This window comes from Lacticaseibacillus thailandensis DSM 22698 = JCM 13996, from assembly GCF_001436135.1.
GTDB classification, from domain to species: Bacteria; Bacillota; Bacilli; order Lactobacillales; family Lactobacillaceae; genus Lacticaseibacillus; species Lacticaseibacillus thailandensis.
This window is the reverse complement of sequence record NZ_AYZK01000002.1, coordinates 62,512-77,618: the sequence shown is the minus strand read 5'-3', so window position 1 is coordinate 77,618 and position 15,107 is coordinate 62,512. Positions and strand designations below refer to the sequence as shown.

Genomic DNA, 15,107 nt, shown 5'->3' with positions numbered 1-15,107 from the left:
CATTCCGCCACCGGTTTAACCGGTAGCATGCGGGGCGGTGCCCCTTTTTTAATGCGCGCGCCCAGTGCACGCGTGGTGCCGTTTTTTAATGTTTTTTGTCGTTGATAAGTCCCGATGATTCGCTATAATGTGGTGGATAATTTACCGTGAGCAGTCAATCGCGGTACGGGGAGACGAAAAGTGATGTTGGCAGTAACTGGCTTTACTTGGGTCGTGATGACCTTTTTCAGCGTGGCGTTTATCGCTCTATTGCAGCAATTGATGCACTGGATCGATTGGGACGTTGAAGAAACGGTCACCTGGCCGTGGCGTCACGAACTGGCGTATACCGCCTTCTTAGCGGTAACGACGACGGTTATTTTGAGTATGGTCGACGTGTTGCCACTGCATACGGTGGGGTTAATTTTGACCAACTGCGTGTTGCTGATCATGACGACGTACAATAACGTGATTATGACGTTGCGGAACAAATTACTGGCGACCGGTTGGACCTTCGCGTTGATCAGCGTACATTTTGGTACCATCAGTTGGACCGTGACGCTCCTGTTTATCGGGTACGCATTATTGCTATGGTTAGAACAGTTACGGTTTGTGCCGTTTGACACGCACCCCGTGGTCACCATCTTGGTGCAAGTATACCTGGGCGCAGGTTTCTGGGTGCTGGCCGACCCGACCTACCGGTTGCAGGGTAATCTGCTCGTTTTGCTCGTCAGCTTTGGCCTGAGCGTAGTTGCCTGCTATGTTTTCACGGTACTGTTGCATAACGACCACGTCAGCAGCATGGACAGTGCCCGCAATGCTCGCACGGACGGGCTGACGGGAGCCCGTAACTGGATGAGTTTTCGTGATGATACCCTGCAATTATTCCAAAGTGGCACGCCGTACGTCATTATCGCTCTGGATATTGACCACTTTAAGCAGATCAACGATACGTACGGGCACTTGGTGGGTAACCGTACCCTGGTGAGCTTTAGTAGCACCATGCAGATGCTGCTTAGCGACGTGGATGCCCGGGCACGGCTCTACCGCACGGGCGGCGAGGAGTTTATGGTGGTGTTGCCCGAGACCACGCTGGCGACGGCGCGGGGGTTGGCGGAACGCTGCCAGTTTGCTATCCGCCAATTGCAGATACGTACCGATGATGGGCAAGTGGTCCGCATAACCGCATCGCTCGGGATTAGTGCCACTGTCCCCGGTGATGAACGGGCCAACGCGGTGTTCCGCCGCGCCGATGGTCAATTGTACCGGGCTAAGCAGGGCGGCCGCGACCGCATCGTGGGTGGTCGATAAGCTGACCCATGTTAAAATGAACTGCGAGTATGAGTGCATGCCGCAATGGTGGTGCCAATGAGTGATTGGCAGGGTACTTTGAACGCTGCGACCCGCAGCACCAACGGAACGGTCAGGATAGAACGGAGGTAGCAGTGTGCGTAAAATCGAAAGCAAGGCCCAGATGGTGGCGGCGCAAGGACCGCTGTTTGCTTGTCCCGTGTGCCACGCACCGTTGACGATGGTTGGCACCAGTCTGGTGTGCCCACAGCACCACCAATTTGATCTGGCCAAAAAGGGGACCGTCAACTTTCTCAACGCCCCGGTGGCCACCGAGTACGGCACGGCCATGCTGGCAGCCCGACGGCGGGTCTTGCAGGCGGGGTTCTTTGATCCTTTCGTGACGCGCATTGCGTCTGCGTTGACGCCGGACGATCGGTTCCTCGATATCGGTTGCGGTGAAGGGACGCCCACCGTTAAATTGGCGGCGCACGGAGCGACGGGTATCGGCTTCGACATTTCGGCACCAGCCATCAATTTGGCCGGGGCGCTTGATAGCACGGTGTTCTTCTGCGTGGCGGACCTGGCACGACTGCCGTTTTTGGCGCAGACGTTCAGCGCCATCATCGACCTCTTTTCGCCTGGTGCTTACGCGGAGTTCAACCGGGTGTTACGCCCCGGTGGCCGGATCTTCAAGATTATTCCGGACGCAGATTATTTACGGGAGCTGCGCCAAGGCCTATACGCCGGTACGCCCAAAGGCAGTTACAGTAACGCCAAAGTATTGGACCGGTTCCTGGAGGTCTATCCTCACGCCACGGTGACGCCGATTACTTATGACTTTGCGGTGACACCGGCACTGTTTGCTGACGTGGTGGCAATGACGCCGCTGACGTGGCAAGCCCCGGTGGATGCCAAAACCGCGCTCCTGGCGACGCCACCAGCCAGTGTGCACGTGGCGGTAGATTTATTGCAAGTGCAGGTAGATTAGGGGGCATTGGCAATGGGCAAAATTGAATGGCGACCGGTGCGGTCCATGGCGGATCGGCACACGGTTTTGGACCTGTATCAGGGAGCAGCAGAGTATTTCCGCAACAATGGTGATCCGTACCCAGACCGGGCGATGGTGGAGCATGATAGGACTGCCCGTCCGGACAACGTGCCAGCCGACCAAAAGCACTTTGGTATTTTGCAATTGGCTGGCGCGAATATCGGCGTGTTGGACTTACTGGATGGCTACCCCGACGCGCAGACGGTGTATATTGGCTTACTGCTACTACCAGCGCAGTACCAACACCAGGGTCTGGGTACGCGCGTGGTGACCGGATTGGCCCAGCATTTTGCTGCCGCTGGTCGTCGGCAATTGCGGGTGGCCGTTGTGACCACTAACCAAGCGGTCCGGTCGTTCTGGCTAGAACGTGGGTTCCAGGTGGTGGGTCAAAGCCGGGCGGCGCTGACGCCGCGAAACATCCAGACCGTGGACGTAATGGATTTATCACTCAAATAGTTTTTATCCGAGGTGCTTGGTAGTACGTTTTTTCGACGTGCTACGGAGCACCTTTTTAGTTTTATGGACCACATTCGGCGCGGGGATGGGTACACCAGGTGCAAGCACCACGTGGCGGATTTTATGGTTGGTATCCACCACTACCCGTGCTTAGTGCCAAGCTGAGGTTAATTTGGTCTAGTTACTTGGTACATACGCAATGGCGTTAGGCCGGGGACTAGCGCCCATATTGACAAAATTGGGCTGGACCAAAATTTATGAAAAATGGTAAAGAAAGCGGTACCGGGTGGCCGGGGCTGACCAGCCGTGGCACAATTAAGCTATCTAGTAATCACAATTACTTGCTTGAGTGAGAGGGGTTGGCAGCATGGTTGAACTTTGGGTAGCACGGCACGGCCAGACTGAATACAACGTGCGTGGCATTGTGCAGGGGATCGTGGATTCACCGCTGACCACCAGCGGTATCAACGATGCCATGGCGCTCGGGCGCGGATTGGCGGCTGCGGGCATCAACTTTGATGCCGCCTACAGCAGCAACTTACGCCGCGCGGTGGAGACGGCCAATCTGGCCCTCACGGCGGCACACCAACGGCTAACGGTGCACAAGTGGTTTGGCCTGCGGGAACAAAGCTTTGGTGTATTTGAAGGCCACAGCGAAGCGCAACGCGCCGCCGCGATGATCGAGCTGACCAAGAGCACCGACCGCTTTGGGCAACCCGAGTTTACCGTGGACCAGGTGGCCGAGTTATCCCACGTGGCTAACTGTCGGTGGGGCATGGGTGGTACGGAGAGCGTCGCCACTATTCAGTAACGTTTTAACGACACTGTGGGCATCATCGCCCAACGTGCCGCTGCGACCCACCAGGACAACGTGCTGTTAGTTAGTCACGGGGCCGTGATTTGGTTGTGGCTGGCTAGCTTGGGCATGCCGATGGACAGTGCCGCCATTGGTAATGCGGCCGTCGCTCACGTCAGTTACACGCAAGGGGCGTTTCGATTGCGTAGCTATAATGACCGCCGCTTTGTGTTGGCCGGCGCCGAGCGGTGGGACAACGCGATTATGGGGTAATTAAAAAGGTAGTACATTCATTCATTGAGTGGACGTACTACCTTTTTTTGATTGTTAAACGATGCGTGGTAAGACGGAACGGCTAAAGTAATAACCCTGACCGTACTTAATGCCCATGGTGCGGGCTAGCTTCAAGTCGCGGTCGGAATCGATGCCGTGCATGACGAACGGCAAGTGGTGACTTTCCGCCAGGTTCCGCCATTCGCTGATCTTGGCGAACTGCGTGGGTGAGTACCCATCCGGTCCCGGTTGGTCCATCGTGAACTTCACCATGTCAACCTGATCGATCACGGCGCAAGCGTCGGCGTAGGAAATGTCCCAGCCGGTGTTGGCCAAAGCAATGTGGATACCGTACTGGCGGTAGTCACGTGCCACCTGGAGGAACGTGGCTTGGTCGGGGATAGCAGTTAGCTCGATGGTAAACGTCACGTTGGCGTCGCGGTTGAATTCAATCAGTCCGTCGTGGATGGCGGTCGTTTGTAACTCGGCCAACGAGAAGTCGCCGTTGAGGCGGTGTACGGACAGTTGCTCGGCTACGTGCATCAAGATGTGGGTCAACGTAGAAGCACCCACGTTGAAGTCGTCGGCTCTGCGCCACTCGCCATCATCGTAGGTCCGTAAGCGTAATTCGCTCGCAAAGACGTCAGCGGTATTGATGTTGACGATGGGCTGCGTGTAAAACGCGTACGTCAGCGTGACTTCGCGCAGGTGACTGGTTTCCGGTGTTTGGTCGTTCATGGTGATACAGTCGCGGCCACGTTGTTTGGACAGGTACAGGTTATGGTCAGCCCGTTGAATGATATCGTTCACCGACTGGTCACCGGGGTGCCATTCCGTCATGCCCATGGAGACGGTGAGGCGGTTGCTACGTCCGTGGTAATCAAAGTGGGCGCGGCGGACGGTTTCCAAACATTGCTGGGCCGTTGGTAGGAACTCGTCAGTAGTCTGGCCTGGCAACAAGACGGCAAATTCTTCGCCGCCGGTACGGTAGAGGCGGTAGTTCGCGTCAACGTCCTGCAAGAAGTCCTCCAATAGGGCCGCCATGTGGATCAATGCGGCGTCACCAGCGGGGTGGCCGAAGGTATCGTTGACGTTTTTAAAGTTGTCGATGTCCATGGCGAGGATGGTCATAGGTGCGTGATGTTGTTGGGCGTCGGCAAATTCCTGGTTGGCGTCGGCGCGAAACTTGCTGAGGCTACCCGCGTTAGTCAAAGTGTCGTAGTTGACCTTGGCAGCCAACGCTTCTTTGGCCTGGGCCTCACGCTGATCGTGGGACCACGTGATGAAGGCGTAAGCATTCATGACGAGGTACATCAAGGAGTAACGCACCTGGATGGCGATGGTGGTCCCAGGCATGTGGTACCAGAACAGGCAGCAGAGCCATAGGGCAAAGATGGTGTTGGCCCACCAGCGGTAGTGCACCGTATTGCGGATGGGGTAGACCACGGCGGCGGTGAGTGCCAATAGGGTACCAACAGCTAATGCGGTCGGGTCCAACCACGGGTGGTTGACCCACCAAAAACCGAAGATGACTAGCCACCGCAGTACGTAGTGCGGTGCAGCTAGATCATCCGCTAAGACTGGGTACGCAATAATCAGTAATTGTAAGCTCATGTACAGGTGCTGGCCGGTGGGCACGGTCATGATGAGGGCTTGCAGCAGCAGCGCAATCACGATGGTGACCAGCGCCTGCGGAACGGGGGTGAGCCGACGGTACCAGGGGGCGTTGCACATGGCCATGTACCCAGCCACAAAAAAGGAACCTAACAAAATGTGGCCAAGCCAGATGCTGAGCATGTTGTTTTTCCCCCTTAGCAACGATGTAGTGTCTAGTTCTAAATCTACTCGTTCCCAGCGGGTATGTAAACGAGCAAATGAATGGATGCGGCTAATCAGTAGGAAATTAAAGCATTAATTGGTACACATTGCGCAGATCTTGCGGGTCGTTATCCATGCGCACCACGCCTGAGTAAGTAAAACCGGCTTTGAGCAGTACGTGCTGCATCCGCTTATTTTTAACGTGGGTGTCAATGCGCATTTCGCGGAAGTCTAAGCGGTACGCCTCACTGGTAAGATTGCTGAAAAAGAGGTCACCCAAGTGGGCACCCGCGTGACCAGGGGCGATAGCAATGCGGTGAATGGTGGCGTAGTGGTCACTAGTGCCGGGTTGCCAGGCGCCGTCGTAAATGGTGGCGTAGTTAGGGTCGGCAGCCTGGAATAAGGTAGCGGTGCCCACGATTGCGTGGTTCGCGATGAGCAGGTAGGTGTACTGGCGGTCAATGTCTCGGGTCACGTCGTCCTTGGTGGGATAGGCGCCCTGCCACTGGGGGATGCCGTCCGCGGCGAGCAGGTGCTTCGCCTGCTGGATGATGTCCATAATGGCGGGCACATCAGTGGTGGCGGCCAGACGAATCATTACACTAGTCATACTGTGATACCTCCAACAAAAATATATGCCCCCATTCTACTCCATGTTCGCCCCGGCCGCGCCACAACTGTGTGATTACTGTATACCGGCACTGGTAGGGGGAGTGGTCTGGGGCACTGCGGCTTTCCCAATGAGGGCGATTAGTGGTAAATTACAAGTAATTGCCATTTTCACAGTCTAGTTTTCATTCGGAGGTTAATCATGGACCACTCATCGGATAATGAGCCACATTATCACGTGCCGCTTTCACAGCACCACCACATGTCGATTCCCTGGCATAACTTGGTGGTGAACCCCCACGCACCCGTGACCGAGAGCAGTTTGACCGAGCGCTCCAGCATCGTTGGGCGCGTCGGCATTATTATGCTGTCGTGTGGGACGGGGGCTTGGCGGGTCCGTGAAGCCATGAATACCATCGCGCGGCATCTTGGCCTCACGTGTGCAGCGGACGTCGGGTTAGTATCCATCCAGTACACCTGTTTTGAAGGCCACCGCCACTATTCCCAAACTCTGTCTCTACCTAAGAGTGGTGTGAACACCGACAAACTCACGGCTGTGGCCCAGTTTGTGGCCCACTTTGGCGATGAATCGCTGGGATTGACTGCTCATGAGATACATCTCCAGTTGGACCGTATTCAGCAAAAGCCAGGCAACTTTAGCGCCTGGCAGGTAGGGTTAGCTTCAGCTTTGGCATGTAGTGCCTTCGTTTTTCTGCTCGGTGGTGGGCCCATCGAAATGCTGTGCTGCTTCGTTGGGGCGGGCGTCGGTAACTACCTGCGTCGGCTGATGGGCGAGCACAGCATTACCTACATCGCTAGCACGGCGGTCAGCGTGGCTGCCGCCTGCATCTCCTACCTGCTGCTGTTTAGCGCGTTGCGGCTCGGACTACACGTGGCACCGGCGCATGAAGCTGGTTACATTGGCGCGATGTTGTTCGTAATTCCCGGCTTTCCGTTTATTACCAGCGGGCTGGACATCGCCAAGCAGGACATGCGGTCGGGCCTTGAGCGCATGGCGTACGCCATTAACGTTATCGTCGTGGCGACCCTGACTGGCTGGGTAGTCGCGATGCTGGTTCACTTCCAGCCGGCTAACTTCATCGCCCTGGATCTCAGTACGGGGACGTTGCTGGTATTCCGGTTGCTGGCCAGCTTTTGTGGGGTGTTTGGTTTCTCGATTATGTTTAACAGCCCCGTAAAGATGGCAACCGTGGCGGGGTGCATTGGGGCTGTTGCGAACACGCTGCGGCTGGAACTAAGCGACGGGCACGTCCCGGCAGCGGCGGCCGCCTTTATTGGCGCACTGGTCGCTGGACTCCTAGCATCGCTCATCCGTCAGCGCATGGGTTATCCCCGGATTTCGCTAACGGTGCCGGCCATCGTCATCATGGTGCCGGGATTGTATATGTACCGGGCCGTGTATAACCTGGGCCTGAACAACTTTGCGGTCGGGGGTTCCTGGTTGATCAAAGCTGCGCTGATGGTCGTAGCCCTGCCGCTGGGCCTCGCCGCAGCACGAATTATTAGCGATAACGAATGGCGCCATTGTAATTAGGTGGTGCCGCAAAGACGCGGTTATCCCGCCAAGGGGCCGCGTCTTTTTATGGTCCCAGTGTTGTCCGTCATGGCTGTGATGGTGGGGCGGCTCTGATATAATTAAGTCAGTGATTAAATTGGTAGGGAGGTGGGATCCATGCGTAAGCAGCGACGGTGGCATTTGCGCCGCGTTCCGCGCACGGCCGTTATCCGTAAAATGGGAATTTCTGCGGATGACCAGCGACGGGTGCGCGAAAGTCCGCAGCCACTGGCACGAGTAGCAGCGGCGCGGCGGGCCAAAGTCTGGGCGTTTCTCGTCCGGGCGTGGCGACGTTATAGCGATGCGGAAATCAGTACGCGTTCGGCGTCCGTCACGTACTACACGGTCTTGAGTCTCTTTCCGTTACTCATCACGGTGGGGAACCTCTTGCCCCTCTTTGGCTTGAGTTACAACAACATCTCGCAGTACTTGGTCCAGGTGGTGCCGGCGCGCATTATGACTTGGCTCAATCCCATCATCAAGAGTTTACTGACGAGCACCAGTGGTAGCGTGCTGTCCGTGGGGGCAATCGCCACGTTGTGGACCGCCAGTTTGGGCATCACGGAACTCAAGAACGGCTTTAACCGTGTGTACGGCGTAAAACCGGCGCAGAACTTCATCATTAAGCGGCTGGTGTCCATGCTGCTGTTACTGACGTTGGTTGTCGTCATGGGCGCGGTCTTGCTGGCCTTTACCTTTGGCAACCAGTTCTTGGAGTGGCTCATCCCGTTGCTGGGCCTGGACGACACTTGGATCCGCGCCTTCAACGATTGGCGCTGGCCGGTCACCGTGGTCGCCATCGTGGTGGTGATCGTGATCGCCGACTACGCGTTGTCTAACGTGAAAATCAAGTTACGCTTCGTCCTCCCCGGTGCGGCTTTTTCCGTGGTGACGCTGTTGGCGGTAGCGCAACTGTTCACGTTGTACATGCGCTACTTTGGGACCCGCTACAGTTCTTACGGGACGATTGGGACCGTCATGGTGTTGATGCTGTGGCTCGACCTGTCCGCCATGCTGCTGATTATCGGCGCGCTGATCAATGCGACGGTGGCCGAGTACTTTCTCGGCCGCCCACACCAGGCTCGGGGCAAAGTGTACGACTTGGTGGACCACCAGCGGCGCGAGTTACGCTAAATTTGGTTGAACAAACAAATAGGGCGTTGCCACTACCAACCGGTAAATAGTTGGTAGTGGCAACGCCCTATTACGTAGTCCTTATGCTTGGGTGGTAGCCCGCTTCTGGCGTTTAAAGAGGCGCAGAATCTTTACGGCCCAGACGTAGTTTCCGTACGTGATGGCTGTTGCGTAGGCACCCAGGTCCGTGGACCCAGTCCACTTGTAAAAGCCAGGGATGAAGAGTTGCTCGTTGATCAGGTCTTCGATCTGCTGGATAACTTTCGCGTGGGATTCCTCCAGTGCAGTCTTGGCATCGGCTAACGTGTCGTCCTGATGCTCAGCCAGAATGTGCTGATTGAGGGCGGCGTAATCTTGCCACGTGTATGGCCGTGGTAGGAAACGCACGTGGTGGCCGTCCAGATTACTGTTACTCCACTTCAGGTACATTTGTTGCCACGTGGAGAGGTGCACCAAAACGTCGCGAACGTTCCGCTCGGGGATGTTAAAGTTGAATTCGCCCGTCGCCCCTTGCTCCGGTAGCGAGTTGATCAAGTTCCAAATTTTGTCGTATTCTGTACGCGCTGCAACCAATAGTTCTTTTCGTGATTCAGGTTTTGCCATTACCGCTCCTCCTCCATCAAAGATACATATTAGTAGACTATTCCAAGTACATAATGAATCTTTTTGTAAGTGTTTGCAAGGGTCGAAAAGGCTGGGTGGCGTTATTTTTATTATGCGTTTTGTGCGCTGAACGGCACCAAATGGCCACATATCTTTTACTCACCGTTATTAAATTTTGTTTTTATCTTGTGATAGGTGCGGTTAGTAACACCACATTTTGGGTAAAGCAGGATGGCGTTGGGCATAAAAAACCACCTGACGCTACGCATCAAGTGGGTGTGGGTACAAATCAAATAATTAACGTACTACGGTTGAACGTCACTCCGTGGCGTCTTCATCGACGGCATCCGGGTAAATGATGGCGTACGTTTCGTCCTCGGCCTCATCGTAAATGGTCTCGGGGATACCCCCGGTGCACCGAATGATGAGGTGATAACCGAAGTGATCAATAAAGGTCAGCGCGTCCCGGGTGACACCAACAATCTGTCCGGGTAATTGCTTGTTATCAATTATGATATCGAGGTTTGCGTTCACGGCCAAACGGTGGCGGCGGTTAGTAGCACTGTCGATAAAATCAAAGCTGCCTTCATAGATCTGGGCTAGCGCCAACGCGGGATTGCTGTCCGCGTCACTAGCGTGGTGATTCCGATGTGCGTTAATCGATCGTAAAGAGCGCCAGATATTGACCATGAATTTATACCTCCTTCTTCATCATGATAGCACCATGGCCGTTATTTGCGACGGCAATTTCATTAAATATTTTTGACAGATTCGTGTCTGTCGTCGTGATCGGTGAAAGTTGGTGGTTGTAAACGGCGGCTTTGTTTGTTTAAGCCTATTCTGGAGGTTGTGTAAACTGTTACAATAAGAGAAAAATTAATGCGTTTACAACAACGGATGTACCTAGAGGAGGAGCACGTATGTTACGTTTAGGTATCATTGGTACCAATTGGATTACCAAGCAGTTTATTGATGCTGCCCAAGGGACGGGCCGGTTTGAACTAACCGCTGTATATTCACGCCGCCTAGCCAAAGCCCAGGAATTTGCTGCCCAGTACGAGCAGGAAGTCGGGCTCTTTGACGACCTGCACGCCTTTTTCAGTAGCCCTGATTTCGACGTCGTTTATATTGCCAGCCCCAACAGTCTGCACGCACAGCAGACGCTGGCGGCGGTGAATGCCGGTAAGCACGTCATCGTGGAAAAGCCGATGGTGGCCAACGTGGCGGACTTTGACGCGCTGGATGCGGCCATGGCGGCCCACCCGGACGTCTTTGTGTTTGAGGCTGCACGTCACATTTACGAAGACAACTTCCACCGCGTGCGTCAATTTGTGGATAGCCACGAGGTCACGGGGGCCACACTGGTTTACATGAAGTATTCCTCCCGGTACGATGCCTACCTCGCCGGTAAGGAGCCGAACGTCTTTACCACCAAGTTTGCGGGGGGTGCAATGATGGACCTAGGGGTTTACCTGGTCTATGCCGCCATTGGTTGGTTTGGTGTTCCGACGCACGCCACCTACCTGCCGACTATGTTGCAAAGTGGGGTAGATGGTACCGGTGTGATGCACTTGAGCTACCCTGACTTTGATGTCAACATGATTTGTGGCAAGACCACGCAGAGCTACTTGCCTTCCGAAATCTACTTTGGCAAGGATACGCTGCGGCTGGACGCACCCGAAAGCATCACCCAGATGGACTTCACCACGCCGGAAGGTACGGCCCAACTGGCTGGTCCCCAGGAAGACAACCCAATGGCTCCCGAAGCGGCGTTCTTTGGCGACACCATCACTAGTGGCGACCACGCGGCGGCAGCCCGGCAGTTACAACTGGCGCGGCAGGTGCACCAGGTGATGACGGATATGCGCTTAGCCGCCGGCGTTAAATTTCCGGGCGACAAACAGTAATTTTCTGGTAGAATAAGAGCCGGAGCAACACGGAACTAGGCGCACGCGGCCGGGCGGAAGGGATCCGCCACGCCGCGTGCGTTGTCTATAAGGAGCATTTATGACAGTAGCAACACCATTTCAATCACTCTGGGCTAAGGCCGGCTTTAAGGCCGAAACGCCCATTCAGGCGGCTGTGGCGGCACCTTTGCGCAACGATCAGGACGTCATTGGCCTGGCCCCCACCGGCTCGGGGAAAACGCTGGCCTTTGGGTTACCATTACTGGAGAAGGTCACGCCGGGTGATGGTATTCAGATTATCATCCTCTCGCCCTCCCAGGAATTAGCAATGCAGACGCGGGATGTCCTGCAGCCATACGCGCAGGCAATTAACGTGCACGTCACCGCCATTACTGGTAGTGCCAACGTGGCGCGACAAAAGGAACAGTTGAAAAAGCATCCCGAGGTCATCGTGGCGACGATAGGTCGGTTATTGGAACTGGCTGACGACGGGGTCGCCAAGCTGCACAACCTCGAAACGATGGTCATTGACGAGGCCGATGAGTTGTTACGCGACCCCGGCTTGGGTCAAGTGCGTGACCTGTTGGAACACGCTCCGGGTGAACTGCAGCTGGCCTTTTTCTCGGCTACGGACGGTCCCATTCTGCACGAACTGCACAAGTGGTTTGGTATCGAGCCCGAAGTGATTGACGTACGGGCCATCGACCATACGCAGGGCGCAGTGCAACACTACTTCCTGCGTGGCGGTCGTGAACACCAGGTGGCCTGGTTGGGGCGGTTAGCCCACACCGAAGGCTTCCAGGCGTTGGTCTTCTTCAACAAGAATGCCAGCATGGAGCGCACTGCTAGCATTTTGCGGCACCAGCACATCAAGTTTGCGGTGCTGTCCCGTAACGCGCGGGCGCAAGAACGCAAGCAGGCGATGGTCGGCTTCCGCAAGGGCAAAATCAAGTTGCTACTGGCCACCGATCTGGCTGGTCGTGGCTTGGACTTGATCCGGTTGCCCGCCGTGATCAACTTTGAAGTGCCGCGGACGGCTACGGCGTACATCCACCGGGCTGGCCGTACCGGCCGGATGGGCAATCCGGGGACGGTCATCACGATGGGGGATGACCACGATTTCCGTGATTTGAAGAAGCTGGTTCCTCAATATAACGTTCAGCGCGCTTACGTGGGCAACCACGGATTGACGACGGAGCGGCCAGTGAGTGAGACGCCGCCAGTACGGAAGGCGTCGGCAGCCGCTAAGACAGCCACGACCGGTGTTGCGGCGACGAATACGCGCAACCATGGCGAGCGCCGTACGCTCACGGCGGGTGTGACAGCATCAGAACCCAAGCGGCGCCCACACAAGAAGAACCGGGCGCGGAACCGTAAGAACAAGGGTAAGCCCAAGAAGTAGTGGTCGGTAGAGGAGGTAGTGACGATGGCGCAATCCAGTGCGGATGAGATGATGACGTTGATTACGGCCGGGGCAAACGCCCGGGACGCGGCGGTGGCAGCCATGGCGGCTAGCCGTGCGGGTAAGTTTGCGCAGGCCGAGAAGCGGCTTAAACTCGTGGCTGGGTTTGTACAGCAGGCGCAGGACGCGCACAACCACTTGTTGACGCTAGAGGCACGCGGTGAACTACCTCAGGTCAAGTTGCTGTTGGTGCACGCGGAGAACTACTTGACCAACGCCACGACGATGCAGGCGGTCGCAACGGAGTTCCAGGCGGTGTACCAACGGTTAGCGGCCGCAAATATTTAGGATTGATTGACGCTCACAGTGCGTTGTGGCACAGTTATCTAGTGAGCTTTTCCCGCACCCCTAGCTCAGCAGGATAGAGCGACCGCCTCCTAAGCGGTAGGTCATCGGTTCGATTCCGATGGGGTGCAGAGCGCAAGCAAGGGCGGTCAGCATCCGCAGATTAACGTAAAATCGCCTAGTCATCTAGTTTGAGGGATGGCTAGGCGATTTTGTGTTAGGTGTAGGGTTCTGCCCTCGATTGCGCATTAGTGAGGAGTTTATATGTTTGGCAACGCCAGTACCACTGCTCCCTAACTCCGAAAATCAAACAGAAAACAACAGCCATGTATACCCCTAATTTTGGTAAAATAATGTTTCCCACCGAAAAAATGGCCCGGACAATCCTCTGTCCGGGCCATAAGTAATCTACGCTAATATTATTTTTCTAATTTATGGTCGAATATAGGCGTAACCGGCCTGTTGTTTTTGTGCTAATTCAATAACGCCGACCGGTACCACCGTCACGCCTGCTTGCAGTTGCCGCTGATCAATGTGGCGCTGGTTCAGCGAGTTGGCACAGACCGCCACGACGGTGCCAGCTTGGGCTACTGGCGTTAGCTGGACGTCACTACCGGTCTCGGCGCCCCTTACGGCGTCACCATTGGCGAGAATCTCGACGTGTGCCGTCTGCTGGTGCGCAGTGAGCCACTCATGGTAGTGCATCACGTTGTTCAGTACCATTGGCCACTTGGCCATTTCGTCAATATGAAAAATAACATTCATTGCGTTTCCTCCCAACGTTTTATGCGGATTGTACAAGAATTTGGTCAAGCTCTGGCAACGAGTGCACCTCGCGGGTCGGGTGTAATGGTGTGGTGTTTTGCTGGCCGTGCAGGTTGACCCACACGGTGCGTAGCCCGTAGTTAATGCCGCCCCGGATGTCCGAGTTGAGGCCGTCGCCAATCATGATGGTGTTTTGCCGCGTGGCCTGGGGCTCCGCGGCAAAGATGGCGTCAAAGAATTGGTGGGACGGCTTATCGAACCCGATTTCCTGCGAAATAAAGACCCCGTCAAACAACGGCCCCAGGTGACTGTGCTGCAATCGTTGGTGTTGCGTGGTTGCCAGACCGTTGGTACCAGCCAGGATGCGAAAGCCGTGCTGGTGGAGGTCGATCAGGAGCGTTTTGGCTCCCGGTACGCGGTCGTAGCCGTGGTTGAGTTCCACGCGGTACGCCGCTTCCATATCGTGAGCGGGTGCCGGGTCGCGGCCAATGGCGTCCAGAAACGTTGCGAAACGGCGCGCAAAAATCTGCTCACGCGTGACGTGACCGCGCGCCAGCTCGTTCCAGAGGTGGGTATTGATCTGCTGGTAGGTGCGCTGAGTTTCATCGGTATAGGGGATACCGTACTGCACAAAAACGCGTTGCAGGCCGTGCAGTTCGCTGGCGGTAAAGTCTAGCAGGGTGTCGTCGAGGTCAAAAATCAGGTTCGTTGTCATATTCAGTATGCCTTCGCTTTCTTTGTGATTACGCCCAGTCGCCGTTGCGGAAAAGCGCGACCCGCTGACTGTCGCGGGCGATGCCAGCAATATTCATTTGTGCAGACCCCATCATGAAGTTCACGTGGGTGTCGGCCAGATTCACCTTGGCAGCCCCGGCGCGGTAGGCCGCGGCGACGATGAGGTGGGCCAGCTGAGCTCGGGTGACGTTGGTCTGGAGGTAGACGGTATCACTAGGTTTAACCGCGACGCCGGTCTCAACGGCCAGGTCAGTGTATTTCGCCAAGTTACGTGCAAAATTTGGTCAGGTCCTAACTCATTCCTCCTATTGTTAAGGAGCAGGCCGGGAACATAACAACTTGTGCATGTTATTGCAACCATTTTAGCA

Annotated in this window: 17 protein-coding genes and 1 tRNA gene; 11 read left to right on the top strand and 7 right to left on the bottom strand. The window is 55.7% G+C overall.

Annotation, left to right across the window (positions count from 1 at the left end):
* The first annotated feature begins 183 nt into the window (after window positions 1-183).
* The 5 genes from FD19_RS04030 to FD19_RS09955 all read left to right on the top strand — a co-directional run bounded on the left by FD19_RS04030 (window position 184) and on the right by FD19_RS09955 (window position 3,845).
* Entirely contained in the window at window positions 184-1,290 is a 1,107-nt protein-coding gene (locus FD19_RS04030) for a GGDEF domain-containing protein (protein ID WP_054750075.1), read from the top strand.
* A 136-nt stretch (window positions 1,291-1,426) separates the two neighbouring features.
* Complete coding sequence (locus FD19_RS04025) at window positions 1,427-2,260, top strand: putative RNA methyltransferase (protein WP_054750076.1); 834 nt, start codon at window positions 1,427-1,429, stop codon at window positions 2,258-2,260.
* Window positions 2,261-2,272: 12 nt separating this feature from the next.
* Window positions 2,273-2,776: a GNAT family N-acetyltransferase gene (locus FD19_RS04020; RefSeq protein ID WP_054750078.1), complete on the top strand. Its 504-nt coding sequence runs from the start codon at window positions 2,273-2,275 to the stop codon at window positions 2,774-2,776.
* Between the two features lie 367 nt (window positions 2,777-3,143).
* On the top strand, window positions 3,144-3,587 hold the full coding sequence (locus FD19_RS09960; protein WP_054750080.1) for a histidine phosphatase family protein: 444 nt from the start codon (window positions 3,144-3,146) through the stop codon (window positions 3,585-3,587).
* A 15-nt stretch (window positions 3,588-3,602) separates the two neighbouring features.
* On the top strand, window positions 3,603-3,845 hold the full coding sequence (locus tag FD19_RS09955) for a histidine phosphatase family protein (protein ID WP_054750082.1): 243 nt from the start codon (window positions 3,603-3,605) through the stop codon (window positions 3,843-3,845).
* A 54-nt stretch (window positions 3,846-3,899) separates the two neighbouring features.
* Here FD19_RS09955 and FD19_RS04005 read toward each other — a convergent pair whose 3' ends face one another.
* Together FD19_RS04005 and FD19_RS04000 are read right to left on the bottom strand one after the other, a co-directional pair.
* Entirely contained in the window at window positions 3,900-5,642 is a 1,743-nt protein-coding gene (locus tag FD19_RS04005) for a GGDEF domain-containing protein (RefSeq protein WP_056969179.1), read from the bottom strand.
* A 106-nt stretch (window positions 5,643-5,748) separates the two neighbouring features.
* The gene (locus tag FD19_RS04000) at window positions 5,749-6,273 is read right to left on the bottom strand and encodes a GNAT family N-acetyltransferase (protein ID WP_056969178.1); all 525 of its coding nucleotides are present in this window, start codon (window positions 6,271-6,273) and stop codon (window positions 5,749-5,751) included.
* A gap of 201 nt (window positions 6,274-6,474) precedes the next feature.
* On the opposite strand from FD19_RS04000, the gene FD19_RS03995 reads away from it, so the two are divergent.
* Together FD19_RS03995 and FD19_RS03990 are read left to right on the top strand one after the other, a co-directional pair.
* The gene (locus FD19_RS03995; RefSeq protein WP_054750087.1) at window positions 6,475-7,827 is read left to right on the top strand and encodes a threonine/serine exporter family protein; all 1,353 of its coding nucleotides are present in this window, start codon (window positions 6,475-6,477) and stop codon (window positions 7,825-7,827) included.
* A 198-nt stretch (window positions 7,828-8,025) separates the two neighbouring features.
* Window positions 8,026-8,982: a YihY/virulence factor BrkB family protein gene (locus tag FD19_RS03990; protein WP_056969297.1), complete on the top strand. Its 957-nt coding sequence runs from the start codon at window positions 8,026-8,028 to the stop codon at window positions 8,980-8,982.
* An 81-nt stretch (window positions 8,983-9,063) separates the two neighbouring features.
* Here the strand turns inward: FD19_RS03990 and FD19_RS03985 are convergent, their stop codons facing one another.
* Both FD19_RS03985 and FD19_RS03980 read right to left on the bottom strand, forming a co-directional pair.
* Window positions 9,064-9,585: a ClbS/DfsB family four-helix bundle protein gene (locus tag FD19_RS03985; protein ID WP_054750089.1), complete on the bottom strand. Its 522-nt coding sequence runs from the start codon at window positions 9,583-9,585 to the stop codon at window positions 9,064-9,066.
* Window positions 9,586-9,903: 318 nt separating this feature from the next.
* Complete coding sequence (locus FD19_RS03980; RefSeq protein WP_054750090.1) at window positions 9,904-10,275, bottom strand: DUF4828 domain-containing protein; 372 nt, start codon at window positions 10,273-10,275, stop codon at window positions 9,904-9,906.
* Between the two features lie 230 nt (window positions 10,276-10,505).
* Between FD19_RS03980 and FD19_RS03975 the strand changes: the two genes are divergently transcribed.
* The 4 genes from FD19_RS03975 to FD19_RS03960 all read left to right on the top strand — a co-directional run bounded on the left by FD19_RS03975 (window position 10,506) and on the right by FD19_RS03960 (window position 13,370).
* Window positions 10,506-11,492, top strand: a complete 987-nt coding sequence (locus FD19_RS03975; protein ID WP_054750092.1) for a Gfo/Idh/MocA family protein — start codon at window positions 10,506-10,508, stop codon at window positions 11,490-11,492.
* Window positions 11,493-11,592: 100 nt separating this feature from the next.
* Window positions 11,593-12,894, top strand: coding sequence for a DEAD/DEAH box helicase (locus FD19_RS03970; RefSeq protein WP_054750094.1), 1,302 nt, complete (start codon window positions 11,593-11,595; stop codon window positions 12,892-12,894).
* Window positions 12,895-12,918: 24 nt separating this feature from the next.
* Window positions 12,919-13,242 (top strand): PTS lactose/cellobiose transporter subunit IIA, encoded by a 324-nt coding sequence (locus FD19_RS03965; protein ID WP_054750096.1) that lies wholly within the window; start codon window positions 12,919-12,921, stop codon window positions 13,240-13,242.
* 54 nt (window positions 13,243-13,296) lie between these two features.
* A tRNA-Arg gene (locus tag FD19_RS03960) sits at window positions 13,297-13,370 on the top strand.
* 301 nt (window positions 13,371-13,671) lie between these two features.
* Here FD19_RS03960 and FD19_RS03955 read toward each other — a convergent pair.
* From FD19_RS03955 to FD19_RS10020, 3 genes are read right to left on the bottom strand one after another with little or no spacing between them, the layout of a single operon-like run.
* Window positions 13,672-14,004, bottom strand: coding sequence for a DsrE family protein (locus tag FD19_RS03955; RefSeq protein WP_054750098.1), 333 nt, complete (start codon window positions 14,002-14,004; stop codon window positions 13,672-13,674).
* Between the two features lie 19 nt (window positions 14,005-14,023).
* Entirely contained in the window at window positions 14,024-14,719 is a 696-nt protein-coding gene (locus FD19_RS03950; RefSeq protein ID WP_054750100.1) for a YjjG family noncanonical pyrimidine nucleotidase, read from the bottom strand.
* A 28-nt stretch (window positions 14,720-14,747) separates the two neighbouring features.
* Window positions 14,748-15,005, bottom strand: coding sequence for an aminopeptidase (locus tag FD19_RS10020; protein WP_054750102.1), 258 nt, complete (start codon window positions 15,003-15,005; stop codon window positions 14,748-14,750).
* Window positions 15,006-15,107 lie beyond the last annotated feature (102 nt).